We start from the raw sequence: 17,237 nt of genomic DNA on the forward strand, positions 1-17,237 counted from the left end.
AATTATTTGCTACGGCGACGTACGATAAATTTATCAGTACGCTTGTTGCTACGGGTCTTCTTACCTTTGGTCTGAACGCCCCACGGAGTTACCGGGTGCTTACCAAAGTTACGACCTTCACCACCACCGTGCGGGTGATCGACTGGGTTCATCGCAGTACCGCGAACGGTAGGACGAACACCACGCCAACGGGTTGCACCGGCTTTACCCAGAACGCGCAGCATGTGCTCAGCGTTACCGACTTCGCCCAGAGTTGCGCGACATTCGGATTCGACTTTACGCATCTCGCCTGAACGCAGACGCAGGGTAACGTAGGAACCTTCACGCGCAACGATCTGCACGTAAGCACCAGCTGAGCGAGCAATCTGACCGCCTTTACCTGGTTTCATTTCTACGTTGTGCACGGTAGAACCAACTGGGATGTTACGCATCGGCAGGGTGTTACCCGCTTTGATCGCAGCATCAACGCCAGACTGAATCTGGTCGCCAGCTTTCAGGCCTTTAGGGGCCAGGATGTAACGGCGCTCGCCATCTTTGTACAGAACCAGTGCGATGTTCGCAGAACGGTTCGGATCGTACTCAAGACGCTCAACAACTGCCGGGATACCATCTTTGTTGCGTTTGAAGTCAACAATACGGTAAGCCTGCTTGTGACCACCACCGATATGACGGGTAGTGATACGACCATTGTTGTTACGACCACCGGATTTGCTGTTTTTTTCCAGCAACGGAGCAAAAGGTTTGCCCTTGTGCAGCTCAGGGTTCACCACTTTAACTACGTGACGACGACCCGGAGATGTCGGTTTACATTTAACAACTGCCATTGTCTTTCTCCTCCGACTTACTCAGCGCCGCCGACGAAGTCCAGGTTCTGGCCTTCTTTCAGGGTGACGTAAGCTTTTTTCCAGTCGCTACGACGACCGATACGCTGTCCGTGACGCTTAACTTTACCCTTAACAACCAGGGTGTTTACGTCTTTAACTTCTACTTCGAACAGTTTCTCGACAGCAGCAACGATCTCTGCTTTGGTCGCGTCTTTCGCAACTTTGAGAACGATGGTATTGGTTTTTTCCATCGCGGTAGATGCTTTTTCAGATACGTGCGGCGCGCGCAGTACTTTCAGCAGACGTTCTTCACGGATCATGCCAGCATCTCCTCAACTTGCTTAACTGCTTCAGCAGTCATAACGACTTTGTCGAAGGCGATCAGGCTAACTGGGTCGATACCTGCTGCATCGCGCACGTCAACCTTGTACAGGTTACGCGCAGCCAGGAACAGATTCTCATCCAGTTCGCCGGTGATGATCAGCACGTCTTCCAGCGCCATGTCTTTCAGTTTCTGTGCCAGCAGCTTGGTTTTCGGTGCTTCAACAGAGAATGATTCGACAACGATCAGACGGTCCTGACGTACCAGCTCGGACAGGATGCTTTTCAGCGCGCCGCGGTACATCTTTTTGTTAACTTTTTGACTGTGGTCCTGAGGACGTGCAGCGAAGGTCACGCCACCTGAACGCCAGATCGGGCTCTTGATAGAACCTGAACGCGCACGGCCGGTACCTTTCTGGCGCCATGGCTTTTTGCCTGAACCAGTTACTTCAGCACGAGTTTTCTGCGCACGAGTACCCTGACGAGCACCAGCAGCGTAGGCAACAACAACCTGGTGAACCAGCGCTTCGTTGAAATCACGACCGAAGGTAGTTTCGGAAACAGTCAGCGCGCTCTGCGCGTCTTTCAATACTAATTCCATTGCTATCCCCTTACGCCTTCACAGCCGGTTTAACGATCAGGTCGCTACCGGTCGCACCCGGAACTGCACCTTTCACCAGCAGCAGGTTGCGCTCAGCGTCAACACGTACCACTTCCAGGCTCTGAACGGTTACGCGCTCATTACCCAGCTGACCAGCCATTTTCTTGCCTTTGAACACTTTGCCCGGAGTCTGGTTCTGACCGATAGAACCCGGAACGCGGTGAGACAAGGAGTTACCGTGAGTCGCGTCCTGGGTACGGAAGTTCCAGCGCTTAACGGTACCTGCGAAACCTTTACCTTTAGAGGTACCGGTTACGTCTACTTTTTTCACTTCAGCGAAGATTTCAACACTGATGCTCTGGCCAACAGCGAACTCTTCACCTTCGGTGCGGAATTCCCACAGACCACGGCCAGCTTCAACGCCAGCTTTAGCAAAATGACCAGCTTCAGGTTTGGTCACACGGTTAGCTTTTTTAGCACCGGTGGTAACCTGGATCGCCTGGTAACCATCGTTCTCCAGAGTTTTCACCTGGGTAACGCGGTTTGCTTCAACTTCAATAACGGTGACGGGGATAGAAACGCCATCTTCAGTGAAGATGCGGGTCATGCCCACTTTTTTACCGACTAAACCACTCATTGTTTCAACCTCTCAATCGCTCGATGACCTGATTAACCCAGGCTGATCTGCACGTCAACACCGGCAGCCAGATCCAGACGCATCAGAGCATCAACGGTTTTTTCAGTTGGCTCAACGATGTCTACCAGACGCTTGTGAGTGCGGATTTCGTACTGATCACGCGCATCTTTGTTAACGTGCGGAGAGATCAGAACGGTAAAACGCTCTTTGCGAGTCGGCAGCGGGATCGGACCACGTACCTGCGCACCAGTGCGCTTGGCAGTCTCAACGATTTCCGCGGTTGATTGATCGATCAGACGATGATCAAACGCTTTAAGACGGATACGGATTCTTTGGTTCGACATGAGACCAAGGCTCCAAACATTTTATAAACGAAAAAAATTACTACCCACACCCATTACGATTGATGGAGGAGTGTAATCGTTCAGCATATAACTCCCCAATTGGGAGTATTGTCAGGCGGTTCAGATTACAACCACCTGCGATTCTGCTCGAATCGCGCCAGCCAATATCGGCAGGCCCGCGCATTATACGCAAATCTGTTCAGGAAGCAACCCATGATGCGTTTTTAACCAGAAAAGGATGTGACACGAAAAGAAAAGCCCGCAGCGATCACAGAACGCGGCGGGCCGGGCATAACCTGGGGATGGAATCTGCTTAGCTGTCACCCGCTTCTTTGATTTGTGCCTGCAGGTAATTCTGAATCCCGATTTTGTTGATCAGTTCCAGCTCGGTCTCCAGGTAATCAATGTGATGTTCTTCGTCAGCAAGAATTTCAATCATCATATCGCGGCTGACGTAATCATGGACTTTATCAGCATAGGCGATGGCTTCGCGCAAATCCTTCGCCCCTTCCAGTTCCAGCGTCAGGTCAGATTTCAGCATTTCCGGCACATCCTCGCCAATCCGCAACCGACCAAGATCCTGCAAGTTGGGAATCCCTTCAAGAAACAGAATGCGTTCAATGTACTTGTCCGCATGTTTCATTTCATCAATGGATTCGTGGTATTCCACATCATTGAGGCGTATCAGACCCCAGTTTTTGAACATGCGTGCATGAAGAAAGTACTGGTTGATTGCAACCAGCTCATTCCCAAGCAATTTGTTGAGATGATTTATGATTTTAGTGTCGCCCTTCATTTTGCTTCCTCCGCTTCCAGTTAATAAGAGCGTAGATGCGGATAAAAAGAAGTCAAAAAAACGCGACAGTTTTTGTGGTTATTCCAGTGTCAGGCTGTGAATCAGGCGATCTCTTTATACAGCGGCACTTGCTGGAGCTCGTCATCCATGATTTCACGCGCGGCACGGATACATTTGCCACACTGTTTGCCAATAGGAACCAGCTGGCGCAAATGCTGAATAGATTTGGGTTGATAGCGACGAACCACTTCGCGGAGGGTTTTATCACTCACGGCATTACACAGGCAGACGTACATTTACAACGGACTCCGGTACATTTTCTGATCAAAGTGTAAATGAGAATGGTTTTTATTTCAAACCTGGATTTTGTGTGGGATTAGGCAAGGGAACAGAAAATTGAGGCATAAAAAAAGAGCACCGAAGTGCTCTTCTTTTCGTGCCCAAGTGGCTACCGAGGTAGCCACTTGCGTCAGCGCAATTAAGCGATAACTTTAGCAACAACGCCCGCACCAACGGTACGGCCGCCTTCGCGGATTGCGAAGCGCAGACCTTCGTCCATGGCGATCGGGTGAATCAGGGTAACAACCATTTTGATGTTGTCGCCCGGCATTACCATCTCAACACCTTCCGGCAGTTCAACTGAGCCCGTTACGTCAGTTGTACGGAAGTAGAACTGAGGACGGTAGCCTTTGAAGAACGGAGTATGACGGCCGCCTTCATCTTTAGACAGTACGTACACTTCTGATTCGAACTGAGTGTGCGGCTTGATGGTGCCCGGCTTAGCCAGTACCTGACCACGCTGGATGTCTTCACGCTTGATACCACGTAGCAGAACACCACAGTTTTCACCCGCCTGACCCTGATCCAGCAGTTTGCGGAACATTTCAACGCCAGTACAGGTTGATTTCGCAGTCGCTTTGATACCAACGATTTCTACTTCGTCGCCAACTTTAACGATACCGCGCTCTACACGACCGGTTACTACAGTACCACGGCCAGAGATTGAGAATACGTCTTCGATCGGCAGCAGGAACGGCAGGTCGATAGCACGAACCGGATCCGGGATGTAAGTATCCAGGTGACCAGCCAGCTCAACGATTTTCGCTTCCCACTCTGCGTCGCCTTCCAGTGCTTTCAGCGCTGAACCACGAACGATCGGAGTGTCGTCGCCCGGGAAGTCATACTGTGACAGCAGGTCACGAACTTCCATCTCAACCAGTTCCAGCAGCTCTTCGTCATCAACCATGTCGCACTTGTTCAGGAACACGATGATGTAAGGAACGCCTACCTGACGACCCAGCAGGATGTGCTCACGAGTCTGCGGCATCGGGCCGTCAGTCGCAGCAACAACCAGGATTGCACCGTCCATCTGCGCAGCACCGGTGATCATGTTTTTCACATAGTCGGCGTGGCCCGGGCAGTCAACGTGCGCGTAGTGGCGAGTCGGGGTTTCGTACTCAACGTGAGAAGTGTTGATGGTGATACCACGAGCTTTCTCTTCCGGCGCGTTGTCGATCTGGTCGAATGCACGAGCCTGGCCGCCGTAGGTTTTAGCCAGTACGGTGGTGATTGCAGCAGTCAGAGTGGTTTTACCGTGGTCAACGTGACCGATGGTGCCCACGTTTACGTGCAGTTTGTTACGTTGAAATTGCTCTTTCGCCATGGCGATAATCCTTACGTTATGCCTTCATCAGTGATGAAGGCATCAGTTCACAATTTTTAAACCGTAGCCTTATTTGCCACGAGCTTCAATAACGGCCTGAGCGACGTTGTTCGGCGCATCATCGTACTTCAGGAACTCCATGGAGTAAGAAGCACGGCCTTTGGTCAGAGAACGCAGCTGAGTTGCGTATCCGAACATTTCAGACAACGGAACTTCAGCGTGAATCTCAACGCCAGTAGCGTTAGATTCCTGCCCTTTAAGCATACCACGACGTCTGCTCAGGTCACCGATAACGTCACCGGTGTGTTCTTCCGGAGTCTCTACTTCAACCTTCATGATCGGCTCAAGCAGAACAGGTTTCGCTTGCTTAAAGCCTTGTTTAAAGGCGATAGAAGCGGCCAGTTTAAACGCCAGCTCTGAGGAGTCGACATCATGGTAAGAACCGAAGTGCAGACGAACACCCAGGTCTACTACCGGATAACCAGCCAGCGGACCAGACTTCAGCTGCTCCTGGATACCTTTATCAACGGCAGGGATGTATTCACCAGGAATCACACCACCTTTAATGTCGTTGATGAATTCGTAACCTTTCGGGTTCGAACCTGGCTCCAGCGGGTACATGTCGATCACAACGTGACCATACTGACCACGACCACCAGACTGTTTCGCGTGTTTACCTTCAATATCGGTAACTTTTGCGCGAATCGCTTCACGGTAAGCAACCTGTGGTTTACCCACGTTCGCTTCAACGTTGAATTCACGCTTCATACGGTCAACGATGATGTCGAGGTGCAGCTCACCCATACCAGCGATGATGGTCTGGTTAGACTCTTCGTCAGTCCATACGCGGAATGACGGGTCTTCTTTCGCCAGACGCCCCAGCGCCAGACCCATTTTTTCCTGGTCAGCTTTGGTTTTCGGCTCAACAGCGATAGAAATTACCGGCTCAGGGAATTCCATACGCTCCAGAATGATCACGTTGTTCGGATCACACAGAGTGTCACCGGTGATAACGTCTTTCAGACCGATAGCCGCAGCGATGTCGCCTGCACGAACTTCGCTGATCTCTTCACGTTTGTTGGCGTGCATCTGAACGATACGACCAAAACGCTCACGAGCAGATTTCACTGAGTTCAGTACGGTGTCACCGGAGTTAACTACACCAGAGTACACGCGGAAGAACGTCAGGTTACCTACGAACGGGTCAGTTGCGATTTTGAACGCCAGCGCAGAGAACGGCTCGTCATCACTTGCGTGACGCTCAGCCGGGGTGTCTTTGCCATCGTCCAAGATACCGTTGATTGCAGGTACGTCGGTCGGAGCCGGCAGGTACTCAACAACTGCATCCAGCATCGCCTGAACACCTTTGTTCTTAAATGCAGAACCACAGGTAACCAGGATGATTTCGTTGTTCAGAACGCGCTGACGCAGAGCAGATTTGATCTCTTCTTCAGACAGCTCTTCGCCACCAAAGAATTTCTCCATCAGCTCGTCAGAAGCTTCAGCAGCAGACTCAATCAGTTTCTGGCGCCATTCTTCAGCCAGTTCCTGCATGTTAGCCGGGATATCTTCGTAAACGAAGGTAACGCCCTGATCTTCGTCGTTCCAGTTGATGGCCTTCATTTTGATCAGGTCAACAACACCGGTGAAGTTCTCTTCTGCGCCGATAGCCAGCTGCAGCGGAACCGGAGTCGCGCCCAGACGAGTTTCAATCTGGCCTACAACTTTCAGGAAGTTTGCACCCATGCGGTCCATTTTGTTAACGAACGCAATGCGTGGAACTTTATATTTGTTAGCCTGACGCCATACGGTTTCAGACTGCGGCTGCACGCCACCTACTGCACAGTAAACCATTACTGCGCCGTCGAGCACACGCATGGAACGTTCTACTTCGATGGTGAAGTCAACGTGTCCCGGGGTGTCGATGATGTTGATACGGTGCGGCTCAAACTGCTTAGCCATACCAGACCAGAATGCGGTAGTCGCTGCAGAGGTGATAGTAATACCACGCTCCTGCTCCTGGGCCATCCAGTCCATGGTCGCTGCGCCATCATGCACTTCACCGATTTTGTGGTTAACACCGGTGTAGAACAGGATACGCTCGGTAGTAGTAGTTTTACCGGCGTCAATGTGTGCGCTGATACCGATGTTACGGTAGCGCGCAATGGGTGTTGTACGAGCCATTTGATTCCTCTGATTCTCGGACGTTCAAAGTTAGTCGACCCCAGCGGGTTGGCTGTTCGAGCGCCCGCTGGTTTAACAACAACTACGTGGTAATTACCAGCGGTAGTGTGCGAACGCCTTGTTGGCTTCTGCCATACGGTGAACGTCTTCACGTTTCTTAACTGCAGTACCTTTGTTTTCTGCAGCGTCAGAAAGTTCGTTCGCCAGGCGCAGAGCCATAGATTTATCACCGCGTTTACGAGCAGCATCTACGATCCAACGCATTGCCAGAGCATTACGACGGACCGGACGGACTTCAACTGGAACCTGATAAGTTGAACCACCAACACGGCGAGACTTAACTTCTACAGTCGGGCGCACGTTTTCGAGGGCAACATCAAAAGCTTCCAGGGCGTTTTTACCAGAACGTTGAGCCAGGGTCTCAAGAGCGGTATAAACAATTGATTCTGCAGTTGATTTTTTACCATCAACCATCAGGATATTTACAAATTTAGCCAGCAGCTCTGATCCGAACTTAGGATCCGGCAGAATTTTACGCTGACCAATGACGCGACGACGTGGCATGGAAATACTCCGTTGTTAATTCAGGATTGTCCAAAACTCTACGAGTTTAGTTTGACATTTAAGTTAAAACGTTTGGCCTTACTTAACGGAGAACCATTAAGCCTTTGGCTTCTTCACGCCATACTTGGAGCGAGCCTGCTTACGGTCTTTAACACCTGAGCAGTCCAGCGCGCCACGAACGGTGTGGTAACGCACACCTGGCAGGTCTTTAACACGACCGCCACGGATCAGGATCACGGAGTGCTCCTGCAGGTTGTGACCTTCACCACCGATGTAGGAAGTCACTTCGAAACCGTTAGTCAGACGCACACGACAAACTTTACGCAGCGCTGAGTTAGGTTTTTTCGGGGTAGTGGTGTACACACGAGTACAAACACCACGTTTTTGCGGGCAAGCTTCCAGCGCCGGCACGTTGCTCTTTGCAACTTTGCGGACGCGTGGTTTGCGAACCAGCTGGTTAACTGTTGCCATTAAATAGCTCCTGGATTTGCTTTAGCTTTTGCTTCGTAAACACGTAATAAATCGCCTCGTATTACTACGAGGAGGCAGAATTTTAGGGCTGTGTCAAAAGGGTGTCAAGAAATAACCAGGTTTTAGCGTACTACCAGGCTATTTGCTGCTGGTGCTTCGCCGTTAAAGCAACGAATTCAGTATAGTTCACACAGGATACACTGGTCGAAATTTGTGCAACCAGGCCACGTGCAGCCACATCTTCCTGCAACACCCACAGCGTTGCCGGAGATTTTTGCAGCTTTTCCAGCATCACACTGCCTGATAACGCCGCCATCACCCCATCTTGTAAAAGCAGCAAGTCATCATCCTGCTGAAGTAGCAGCACTAAGGTATCGATGTCACATTGCCAGGGGGAATGCATAAGGGTGTACAGCATGATGAAGTCTCAGAAGCGAATAATTCGATGATAAGTCGCCAGTTTCTGGCGCAGTGTAACGGCGTCCAGCACCTCGGCAGGCATCACGCGTGGTGACGCCGCGCTAAACCCGCGTGCGCGCAGTGACTCCTCACAGATAAAACACTGGTCGATATCGTAAAGCGCCAGCACGCCAAAGGTGGCGATATAGTTACGCGCCAGAATCGGCTCTGGCTGCTGACCGCAATTGAGTTGCATTACCCCGTCGCCAATAAAAAACAGCGCAAGAGTCTCGCTGAGCGCCGCAGTTGCCAGCACCGCATCCAGCCCTTCCCTACCGGCGCTATTGCCATGGGGAGACTGAGTAAAAAGAAAAGCCACGCGGTTCATCAGAATTGCACCAGACGATCACAGGTTAGTGAGGCTTCAGCTAATGCGCCCAGGCCGCTTAATACGAACCCCGGCTGTAGATTGCTGCCTGCCAACTGCAAGCGCGCAGCCTCCTGTGCGTCAGCAATACCACGTCGCAGCGCCGCTGCCACGCAGATATTCAACGCCACACCATGTGACAGCTGTAGCTGTTGCCACTCACGCACCACATCGACTTCATCGTTAGCCGGTGCCGTAAGCTGATTCGCATTCAGCACACCTTCACGATAGAAAAATACGCTCTCCAACTGATGCCCGGCCTGCAACAATGCGCGAGCAAACAGCAACGCGCTGCTGGCATGCTGGGTGCCATATGCCGGGCCAGTAACCAGCAGGGTGTAGCGCATTAACGATCCTGCCCCTGAAAATCGCCACTCTTAAACTGACGAATATAGAGATAGACCGTGTGCTTAGAGATGTTGAGACGATCGGCAACCTGATTAATGGCGTCTTTAATATCGAAAATGCCCTTCTCGTACATGTTGAGCACAATCTGGCGATTCTTGGCATTGTTCGATACGTTGCGATCGGCGCTTACTTCCTCGATGGTGAACTCCAGCGTTTGCATCACCAGGTCTTCTACCGAACTGGCAAAGTTCACGTTGGAGTCGACCTGCTGCATCTCTGGCGGCATAAAAGTCGACATAATCTGTGAGAATGGCACATCAAGGTTCATGTTGATGCACAGCAGACCAATCACTCGCTGCTGGCGATTACGAATCGCAATCGTCACCGATTTCATCAGCACGCCGCTTTTCGCGCGGGTAAAGTAGGCTTTTGAGACATTGCTGTCTGCGCCGTGCATATCGTGCAGCATACGCAGCGCCAGGTCGGTAATCGGCGAGCCGACTTTACGTCCGGTGTGCTCGCCATTCGCGATACGCACTGCGGAACATTTTAAATCTTCCAGTGAATGCAGCACGATTTCACAATGCGAGCCAATCAGCATCGCCAGACCATCGACGACCGCCTCATAAGATTTCAGGATATCGTAGTCTGCTTGCTCAAACGGACGTTGCTCCAGTAAATCGAAGTCAGTCAGTTCACCGGGATTGAATGGATTAGACATCGAAGACATCACCCTAAATGGCTGGAGCCTGTCACGGCAGCTCGGGGGCAGACTCATTTTGATAGTAGTAGTTGTGCAGGCGTTAGTCTGGCAAATGTCGCCGGGTTATGCCAGAGCTTTGTCATCCGTCAGAAATGAAACCGCCGCTCTAAGGCGGCGGTTGGCAGATTACTGCGCTTTCTTATCAGCAGCGGCCGGAGCCTGCGCTTTTTCATCGGCTTTCGGCGCCGGTTTAATGTCGAGCAGTTCAACATCAAACACCAGCGTAGAGTTCGCCGGAATGCCCGGCACGCCGTTTTTGCCATAAGCCAACTGCGGTGGGATAACCAGCTTGATCTTACCGCCTTTCTTGACGTGCTTCAGACCTTCGGTCCAGCCCGGAATCACACCATCCAGACGGAATGACAGCGGCTCGCCACGGGTGTAGGAGTTGTCGAACTCGGTACCGTCAATCAGGGTACCTTTATAGTTAACCACCACGGTATCGCTGTCTTTCGGTGCGTCGCCAGTACCTTCTTTCTCAACCTGATACAACAGACCGGATTCGGTTTTCTTCACACCTTTTTCTTTGGCGAATTTGTCAGCAAAAGCAGTGCCTTTATCAGCATTCTCTTTCGCATCTTTTTCCATCTTCGCCTGAGCAGCGCCTTTCACGCGGCCTTCGAAAGCCTGCAGGGTTTGCTCGATCTCTTCGTCAGAGAGTTTGCTCTTGCCGCCGAATGCGTCCTGAACACCCGCAATCAGCTGTTGTTTGTCCAGTTTGATGCCAAGTTTCTCTTGTTCCTTCAGAGAGTTGTCCATGTAGCGACCCAGAGAGGCACCCAGCGCATAGGCTGATTGCTGGTCTTCGTTTTTGAAGGCAGCATTTTTCGGTGCCTGCGGCGCAGCCTGGGCAGCGTCGGCCGGTGCAGTGGTCGCTTCTGCTGCCATTGCCAGCGGTGCGTTCAGTGCGATGGCCATGGTGGTAGCTAACAATGTGACTTTAAACAGTGATTTCATCCTTTCTCCAAAACCGAAGCCTCTCGCTCCGGGAATCATTGCGGACTGTGGCCCACACTATAACTTTACGTGGCAGCGGCGAACACTCCCACAACGTAATTATCCGGTCAACCTCTGACCTTTTTTGCATCAGGAAGTTTCATCAAAGATGGTGGCATAATGCCCAGATTCAAGCACCCGGTCGGATTTACGCAAAAAACCAGACGATTCCAGGGCAAAACACCGTAGAATCTCGCCCGGACCAGGCAAGCACCGTTATATGAGGAGTGGTGATGGAACAAGCAGAATGGGAGCAACGCCTTGAGGCACTGGAGAGCAAACTGGCTTTTCAGGAACACACCATTGATCAACTCAATCAGACGGTGGTTCAGCATGAGCTGGAAATGAGCAAACTACGTGAGCAGGTTCGTCTGCTGGTCGATAAGGTCAAAGCTGCCGCACCGTCCATGATTGCGTCGCAATCGGAAGAAACGCCGCCGCCACATTATTAAAGAAAAGGCCACCGCGAAGGTGGCCCTGAAAATGCTTAGTGGTTGCAACCGCAACCGCCGTGACCGCCGCAGCCACCCTGGCCGTGATCATGATCGTGGTCATGATCGTGATCGTGGTGATGACCGTGCTCACCGTGAACGTGGCCATGTGCCAGTTCTTCCGGCGTCGCTTCACGAATCGCCACAACTTCGACGTTGAAGTTCAGGTTCTGACCCGCCAGCATATGGTTACCATCAACCACTACGTGCTCGTCTTCAACTTCGGTGATTTCAACCGGAACCGGGCCTTGATCGGTTTCTGCCAGGAAGCGCATGCCAACTTGCAGTTCGTCCACGCCCATAAATACATCTTTCGGTACACGCTGTACCAGGTTGTCATCGTACTGGCCGTAAGCATCGTTTGCCGGGATATGCACGTCAAACTTGTCGCCTGGCTCATGATTTTCCAGCGCTTTTTCCAGACCAGAAATCAGGGAACCATGACCGTGCAGATAGTCCAACGGTGCACTCACCGGTGACTCGTCAACCAACACACCGTCTTCGGTACGAACCTGATACGCCAGGCTCACCACCAGGTCTTTTGCTACTTTCATGATATCTCCTAACCGTTGAGAAGTGCGAATCCCGTCTCATTGGTCCATTTTTGCGAGCAAAAACACCAACCAGAAAGGTTCAAGACTGAGGATGCTGACAACGCAATGCCGCATGCTGCTCAGCGTTAATGGCGCCGATTGTAACGGAATTCAATCCCGCTGTAAGTTTAAGCTTAAAAAAAGCTGCGCCATTGCGCTACTCAGGATGAAAAATGCCGATCACCTGTTCCTGACTGCGTACCTGATCGCGCACCTGCTTATCGGCTTCGCGCATTTGATGGCCGCACTTCACGCACTCCACCACATCCACATTGTTTTCACGCCACATCGCCAGCGTGTCCTTCTGCTGACAGTGCGGGCACACCGCACCGGCAATAAAACGTTTACGCATACTGATTCCTGCCCGTCAAAAACGGATAAGGTAAGTGTAGTTACTCATCATCCCAGCCATCAAACTGACGTTTCTCATGCTGCATTTCGCGCTGGAAGATATCTTCCAGCTCGCGCCTCGCCTCACGCACGCGTGAAACGGTCGCACTGTCGGTTTGGTTGGGCACCAGTTCGCGCAGCATTCGCATATCCAGACGACGGAAATGATGTTGCGCGCGCTGCGCCTGATGCGGATGCATGCCCAGCGAGATCAGCGCTTTGCGCCCCAATTCCAGCGCACTGGAGAAGGTCTCACGCGAGAACAGCGTCACGCCCGCCTGCAACAGTTCGTGCGCTTCCACACGACCGCGCGCCCGCGCCAAAATCTTCAACTGCGGGAAATGCTGTTGGCAGAGATGCACAATGGTCATGGCATCTTCCGGCTCATTACAGGTGATAACGATCGATTGCGCCGTCGCGGCACCCGCTGCACGCAGCAACTCCAGCTCGGTCGCATCACCATAGTAAACCTTGTAGCCATACTTACGCATCAGGCTGACGGCCGAGATATCACGCTCCAGCACCGTGATGCGTTTGTTATTTGCCATCAGCAAGCGCCCCACCACCTGCCCAAAACGACCAAAACCAACCACAATCACCTGCGGTTGATCATCTTCAACAAAAGGCTTCTCGCTATCATCTTCCGGCTCATTAAAGCGATGCGCCAGCAGGCGATCAATCCCCTGCATCAGCAACGGCGTAGTCATCATCGACAATGTCACCGTCACCAGCAGCAACGGCAGTTGGTCGCCACTGAACAGCTTCGCCGACGCCGCCGCAGAGAACAACACAAAGGCAAATTCACCCCCCTGGCTCAGTACCCCGGCGAACTGCTGACGCTCTGAACTGCGCAGTCCATACACCCGCGCCAGCACGTACAGCACCAGGGTTTTCACCAGCACCAGAATCACCACGCCCAGCAATATTTCGACGATGTGGGTGTAGAGCACACCAAGGTTAAGCGCCATGCCGACGGAGATAAAGAACAACCCCAGCAACAAACCTTTAAACGGTTCGATTGCCACTTCCAGCTCATGACGATATTCACTTTCCGCCAGCAGGATACCGGCGATGAAGGTCCCCAGCGCCATCGACAGGCCCAGTGCATCCATAAACAGCGCCGAACCGAGCACCAACAACAATGAGGCTGCCGTAAAGACTTCACGTACGCCAGACGCAGCAATAAAGCGAAATATCGGACGCAACAGAAAACGACCACCAATCAGCATCCCGGCAAAAGCCAGCACCTTCATACCCACTTTCAACCAGTCCACATGACCGCTGTCGCTACCGGCCAGCAGAGGCACCAGCGCCAGTGCAGGGATCACCGCCAGGTCCTGGAACAACAACACCGAAAAGCCGAGCTGCCCGGCTTCGCTGCGGTTCATGCCTTTATCACGCATCAACTGCAACGCCATCGCGGTAGATGACATCGCCAGACCGATACCGCCAATCACTGCCGCCTGCCAGGAGAAATCAGTCAGCCACAGCAACACACCGAGAATCGCGGCGGAAATCAGCACCTGGGCTGCACCGACACCAAAAATCGAACGCCGCAGCGCCCAGAGTTTTGCCGGATTCAGCTCAAGCCCGATGATAAACATCAGGAACACCACGCCAAGTTCGGAGAAGTGCAGAATCTCATCCACATCGCTGATGAAACCCAGCCCCCAGGGGCCGATGGCGATACCTGCCAACAGGTAGCCCAGCACCGCGCCAATACCCAGCCGCGCGGCGATCGGCACAATCAGTACCGCCGCCACCAGATAAATAACACCAGCGGTAAGCAGCGTTTGTCCTTCCATTACACGCCTCCCTGTGGCAACGGTGAAGAAAGCCAGTCGCTGTAAGACTGGGCAACATTACGCAGCACCGCTGGCGTCTGACGTCGCGCCCAGTAGATCACCATCGGCGTCATCCAGTGCATACGACACATCTGTGCCGTCAGCTCAAACGGCCGCATGATGTCACTCATCGGGTAGCGATTCAGTCCCTGCTGAGAATAGGCGGTTTCCGGCTCACCGGTGGTAACCACGCTGCGCCAGTATTTCCCTTCCAGCGCATTGCCATCCGCACCGCTGGCAAAACCACGCGACAACACGCGGTCCAGCCACTCCTTCAACAACGCCGGGCAGCTGTAGGTATACAGTGGATGCTGGAAAACCACGATTTGATGTTCACGTAGCAGCTGCTGTTCATAGTGAATATCGATAAAAAAATCCGGATAGTGGGCGTATAAATCGTGCACCGTGACGTGGTCCAGTTCCATAGCCGACTGCAGCAAAACCCGATTGGCAATCGAATCCTGTGATTCCGGATGGGCGTAAAGCAGCAGGATTTTGGGTGGCTGCGACATCGTTCCCCTCCAAAGCGTCGTCACAGCGCAGGATTTCCGCTACCATGCTCGACGCAACTAACAGTTCATCTAATTATGTTGCCAGTAAATTAACATATTCTGACGATACGGCGCTTATGATTGTCTTCTCCTCGTTACAAATTCGCCGCGGCACCAATGTGCTGCTGGATAACGCAACCGCGACCATTAACCCCGGTCAGAAAGTCGGCCTGGTGGGTAAAAACGGCTGCGGCAAATCCACGCTGTTATCGCTGCTCAAAGGTGAAATGAGCAGTGACGCCGGTAGTGCCACCTTCCCTGGCAACTGGGCGCTGGCGTGGGTCAATCAGGAAACCCCGGCATTGAGTAAAGCCGCGCTGGAATATGTTATCGACGGCGACCGCGAATATCGTCAGCTGGAATCCGAATTAGCGGATGCCAACGCACGCAACGACGGCAATGCTATCGCGCTGTTGCATGGCAAGCTGGATGCCGTGCAGGCGTGGAGTATCCATGCCCGTGCCTCAAGTTTGTTGCACGGTCTGGGTTTCAGCCAGGAGCAGCTCCAGCGCCCGGTTAGCGACTTCTCCGGTGGCTGGCGTATGCGCCTCAACCTCGCCCAGGCGCTGGTGTGCCGTTCCGATTTGCTGCTGCTCGATGAACCGACCAACCACCTCGATCTTGATGCAGTCATCTGGCTGGAACGCTGGCTGAAAAGCTATGAAGGCACGCTGATCCTGATTTCGCATGACCGTGACTTCCTCGATCCGGTGGTGGATAAGATCATCCACATCGAACAGCAAACGATGTTTGAATACACCGGCAACTACAGCTCATTTGAACGCCAGCGCGTCGCCAAACTGGCGCAGCAGCAGGCGCTGTATCAAAGCCAGCAGGAAAAAGTGGCGCACCTGCAAAGTTACATCGATCGTTTCCGTGCCCAGGCCACCAAAGCCAAACAGGCGCAGAGCCGTATCAAAATGCTGGAGCGCATGGAGCTGATAGCCCCGGCACACGTTGATAACCCGTTCAGCTTTAGCTTCCGCCCGCCGGAAAGCCTGCCAAATCCCTTGTTAAAAATGGAAAAAGTCACCGCAGGCTACGGTGATCGCATCATTCTCGATGCCATCAAACTTAACCTGGTGCCGGGGTCGCGTATTGGCCTGCTGGGCCGTAATGGCGCGGGTAAATCGACGCTGATCAAGCTGCTGGCCGGTGAGCTGGCACCGATCGATGGCGAAATTGGTCTGGCGAAAGGCATCAAGCTGGGTTACTTCGCCCAGCACCAGCTGGAATATCTGCGCGCCGATGAGTCGCCATTGCAGCATCTGGCACGTATCGCGCCGAAAACCCTTGAGCAACAGCTGCGTGATTATCTCGGCGGCTTTGGCTTCCAGGGCGATAAAGTCAGTGAAGTGACCGAGCGCTTCTCCGGCGGGGAAAAAGCCCGCCTGGTGCTGGCATTGATCGTCTGGCAGCGCCCCAACCTGCTGCTGCTCGATGAACCTACCAACCACCTCGATCTCGATATGCGCCAGGCATTGACCGAAGCGTTGATTGATTTTGAAGGCGCGTTGGTGGTGGTTTCGCATGACCGCCATCTGCTACGTTCCACCACCGACGATCTCTATCTGGTGCATGATCGTAAAGTGGATATCTTTGAAGGCGACCTGGAAGATTATCAGCAGTGGCTGAGCGACCTGCAAAAACAGCAGGCGCAACAGGATGCTGCACCGAAGCAGGAGAGCGGCAATAGCGCGCAAGCACGTAAAGATCAGAAGCGTCGTGATGCGGAACTGCGCGCCCAGACTCAGCCACTGCGCAAAGAGATTGAGAAGCTCGAAAAGCAGATGGCAAAGTGGCAGAGCCAGTTAAGTGAAGCCGAGCAGCTGCTGTCCGACAGTGCGATTTATGATCAGAGCCGCAAAGCTGACCTTACCGCCGCATTGCAACGTCAGGCAGAGAGTAAATCAGCCCTGGAAGAAGTTGAAATGGCGTGGCTGGATGCCCAGGAACAGCTGGAGCAGATGCTGGCTGCTCCATAGCCATATCGTCCGTATCGGCGCGATTTATCGCGCCGATACAACGTG

The 17,237-nt window shown here is 52.7% G+C and carries 22 protein-coding genes; 2 read left to right on the plus strand and 20 right to left on the minus strand.

Annotated elements, in window-relative coordinates; translation table 11 throughout:
• Nucleotides 1–2 precede the first annotated feature (2 nt).
• The 16 genes from rplB to fkpA all read right to left on the minus strand — a co-directional run bounded on the left by rplB (nucleotide 3) and on the right by fkpA (nucleotide 11,299).
• A complete protein-coding gene (rplB, locus tag AC6I8W_RS18850; RefSeq protein ID WP_480366270.1) occupies nucleotides 3–824 on the minus strand; it encodes a 50S ribosomal protein L2 in 822 nt (273 codons plus the stop codon).
• A 17-nt stretch (nucleotides 825–841) separates the two neighbouring features.
• A complete protein-coding gene (gene rplW / locus AC6I8W_RS18855) occupies nucleotides 842–1,144 on the minus strand; it encodes a 50S ribosomal protein L23 (RefSeq protein ID WP_010618574.1) in 303 nt (100 codons plus the stop codon).
• Entirely contained in the window at nucleotides 1,141–1,746 is a 606-nt protein-coding gene (gene rplD / locus AC6I8W_RS18860; RefSeq protein ID WP_013510769.1) for a 50S ribosomal protein L4, read from the minus strand. Before rplD ends, rplW begins: the two co-directional genes overlap by 4 nt.
• A 10-nt stretch (nucleotides 1,747–1,756) precedes the next feature.
• On the minus strand, nucleotides 1,757–2,383 hold the full coding sequence (gene rplC / locus AC6I8W_RS18865; RefSeq protein ID WP_021186408.1) for a 50S ribosomal protein L3: 627 nt from the start codon (nucleotides 2,381–2,383) through the stop codon (nucleotides 1,757–1,759).
• 32 nt (nucleotides 2,384–2,415) lie between these two features.
• Nucleotides 2,416–2,727, minus strand: coding sequence for a 30S ribosomal protein S10 (gene rpsJ / locus AC6I8W_RS18870; protein ID WP_006120582.1), 312 nt, complete (start codon nucleotides 2,725–2,727; stop codon nucleotides 2,416–2,418).
• A gap of 313 nt (nucleotides 2,728–3,040) precedes the next feature.
• Nucleotides 3,041–3,523 carry a bacterioferritin gene (gene bfr, locus AC6I8W_RS18875; RefSeq protein WP_497836211.1) on the minus strand — a complete coding sequence of 161 codons (483 nt, stop codon included), beginning with the start codon at nucleotides 3,521–3,523 and terminating at the stop codon, nucleotides 3,041–3,043.
• A gap of 101 nt (nucleotides 3,524–3,624) precedes the next feature.
• The gene (bfd, locus tag AC6I8W_RS18880) at nucleotides 3,625–3,819 is read right to left on the minus strand and encodes a bacterioferritin-associated ferredoxin (RefSeq protein ID WP_013510772.1); all 195 of its coding nucleotides are present in this window, start codon (nucleotides 3,817–3,819) and stop codon (nucleotides 3,625–3,627) included.
• 182 nt (nucleotides 3,820–4,001) lie between these two features.
• The gene (gene tuf / locus AC6I8W_RS18885; RefSeq protein WP_013507398.1) at nucleotides 4,002–5,186 is read right to left on the minus strand and encodes an elongation factor Tu; all 1,185 of its coding nucleotides are present in this window, start codon (nucleotides 5,184–5,186) and stop codon (nucleotides 4,002–4,004) included.
• A gap of 69 nt (nucleotides 5,187–5,255) precedes the next feature.
• On the minus strand, nucleotides 5,256–7,370 hold the full coding sequence (gene fusA, locus AC6I8W_RS18890) for an elongation factor G (protein WP_497836212.1): 2,115 nt from the start codon (nucleotides 7,368–7,370) through the stop codon (nucleotides 5,256–5,258).
• Nucleotides 7,371–7,463: 93 nt separating this feature from the next.
• On the minus strand, nucleotides 7,464–7,934 hold the full coding sequence (rpsG, locus tag AC6I8W_RS18895) for a 30S ribosomal protein S7 (protein ID WP_084877349.1): 471 nt from the start codon (nucleotides 7,932–7,934) through the stop codon (nucleotides 7,464–7,466).
• 96 nt (nucleotides 7,935–8,030) lie between these two features.
• Complete coding sequence (gene rpsL, locus AC6I8W_RS18900) at nucleotides 8,031–8,405, minus strand: 30S ribosomal protein S12 (protein WP_003852912.1); 375 nt, start codon at nucleotides 8,403–8,405, stop codon at nucleotides 8,031–8,033.
• 130 nt (nucleotides 8,406–8,535) lie between these two features.
• Entirely contained in the window at nucleotides 8,536–8,823 is a 288-nt protein-coding gene (tusB, locus tag AC6I8W_RS18905; RefSeq protein WP_497836213.1) for a sulfurtransferase complex subunit TusB, read from the minus strand.
• A 9-nt stretch (nucleotides 8,824–8,832) separates the two neighbouring features.
• Nucleotides 8,833–9,192: a sulfurtransferase complex subunit TusC gene (gene tusC / locus AC6I8W_RS18910; protein ID WP_497836214.1), complete on the minus strand. Its 360-nt coding sequence runs from the start codon at nucleotides 9,190–9,192 to the stop codon at nucleotides 8,833–8,835.
• Nucleotides 9,192–9,578 carry a sulfurtransferase complex subunit TusD gene (gene tusD, locus AC6I8W_RS18915; protein ID WP_497836215.1) on the minus strand — a complete coding sequence of 129 codons (387 nt, stop codon included), beginning with the start codon at nucleotides 9,576–9,578 and terminating at the stop codon, nucleotides 9,192–9,194. The genes tusC and tusD overlap by 1 nt, the downstream gene beginning before the upstream one ends.
• The gene (locus AC6I8W_RS18920; RefSeq protein WP_013510778.1) at nucleotides 9,578–10,300 is read right to left on the minus strand and encodes a helix-turn-helix transcriptional regulator; all 723 of its coding nucleotides are present in this window, start codon (nucleotides 10,298–10,300) and stop codon (nucleotides 9,578–9,580) included. The genes tusD and AC6I8W_RS18920 overlap by 1 nt, the downstream gene beginning before the upstream one ends.
• Nucleotides 10,301–10,468: 168 nt before the next feature.
• On the minus strand, nucleotides 10,469–11,299 hold the full coding sequence (gene fkpA, locus AC6I8W_RS18925) for an FKBP-type peptidyl-prolyl cis-trans isomerase (RefSeq protein WP_021184810.1): 831 nt from the start codon (nucleotides 11,297–11,299) through the stop codon (nucleotides 10,469–10,471).
• Nucleotides 11,300–11,571: 272 nt separating this feature from the next.
• Here fkpA and AC6I8W_RS18930 point away from each other — a divergent pair, with 272 nt between their 5' ends.
• A complete protein-coding gene (locus AC6I8W_RS18930; RefSeq protein WP_013510780.1) occupies nucleotides 11,572–11,790 on the plus strand; it encodes a protein SlyX in 219 nt (72 codons plus the stop codon).
• A gap of 35 nt (nucleotides 11,791–11,825) precedes the next feature.
• Here the strand turns inward: AC6I8W_RS18930 and slyD are convergent, their stop codons facing one another.
• From slyD to kefG, 4 genes are all read right to left on the minus strand, one after another.
• Entirely contained in the window at nucleotides 11,826–12,383 is a 558-nt protein-coding gene (gene slyD / locus AC6I8W_RS18935) for a peptidylprolyl isomerase (RefSeq protein ID WP_480374464.1), read from the minus strand.
• Nucleotides 12,384–12,579: 196 nt separating this feature from the next.
• Nucleotides 12,580–12,780 (minus strand): YheV family putative zinc ribbon protein, encoded by a 201-nt coding sequence (locus AC6I8W_RS18940; RefSeq protein WP_152521888.1) that lies wholly within the window; start codon nucleotides 12,778–12,780, stop codon nucleotides 12,580–12,582.
• 34 nt (nucleotides 12,781–12,814) lie between these two features.
• Nucleotides 12,815–14,617: a glutathione-regulated potassium-efflux system protein KefB gene (gene kefB, locus AC6I8W_RS18945; protein ID WP_497836216.1), complete on the minus strand. Its 1,803-nt coding sequence runs from the start codon at nucleotides 14,615–14,617 to the stop codon at nucleotides 12,815–12,817.
• On the minus strand, nucleotides 14,617–15,168 hold the full coding sequence (kefG, locus tag AC6I8W_RS18950; protein ID WP_497836217.1) for a glutathione-regulated potassium-efflux system ancillary protein KefG: 552 nt from the start codon (nucleotides 15,166–15,168) through the stop codon (nucleotides 14,617–14,619). The genes kefB and kefG overlap by 1 nt, the downstream gene beginning before the upstream one ends.
• Nucleotides 15,169–15,284: 116 nt before the next feature.
• Here kefG and AC6I8W_RS18955 point away from each other — a divergent pair, with 116 nt between their 5' ends.
• Nucleotides 15,285–17,192 carry an ABC transporter ATP-binding protein gene (locus AC6I8W_RS18955; RefSeq protein WP_480366291.1) on the plus strand — a complete coding sequence of 636 codons (1,908 nt, stop codon included), beginning with the start codon at nucleotides 15,285–15,287 and terminating at the stop codon, nucleotides 17,190–17,192.
• The last annotated feature ends 45 nt before the right edge of the window (nucleotides 17,193–17,237 follow it).

It is taken from the genome of Pantoea sp. X-Soil-TKNS-1211, from assembly GCF_059730495.1.